A 507-nucleotide genomic window follows, 5' to 3' on the forward strand; every position below is an offset into this window, starting at 1 on the left:
TGACGGCCGTGGATGCGGACGCCGGTGAAAGCGGGTTCGTGGCGCATGGAGCCGATGCCCCGCTGGATGGTTCCTACGGCAAGCTGACCATCACCGAATCCGGTGAATGGAAATACGAGCTGGACGGCCGCGCACAGGCGCTGGACAATGGCGACGTACGAACCGAGACCTTTACGGTGACGACCAACGGCGGCGACACGCACACCATCACCATCACGGTGAACGGTACCGAAGATGCACCCGTCATCACCGGAACTGACACCGGAGCCGTGACCGAAGACGTGACCGTAGCTGCCTCCGGTACGCTGACGGCCGTGGATGCGGACGCCGGTGAAAGCGGGTTCGTGGCGCATGGAGCCGATGCCCCGCTGGATGGTTCCTACGGCAAGCTGACCATCACTGAAACCGGTGAGTGGAAATACGAGCTGGACGGCCGCGCGCAGGCGCTGGACGCTGGTGATATTCGAACCGAGACCTTTACGGTGACGACCAACGGCGGCGACACGC

Annotated in this window: 1 protein-coding gene; it reads left to right on the forward strand. The window is 63.5% G+C overall.

The features are described from left to right. Window positions 1-507, forward strand: a 507-nt coding sequence (locus HUV30_RS18270; RefSeq protein WP_205245260.1) for a VCBS domain-containing protein, incomplete at both ends; no start/stop codon positions are given.

The organism is Desulfovibrio subterraneus, from assembly GCF_013340285.1.
Lineage (GTDB): Bacteria > Desulfobacterota > Desulfovibrionia > Desulfovibrionales > Desulfovibrionaceae > Halodesulfovibrio > Halodesulfovibrio subterraneus.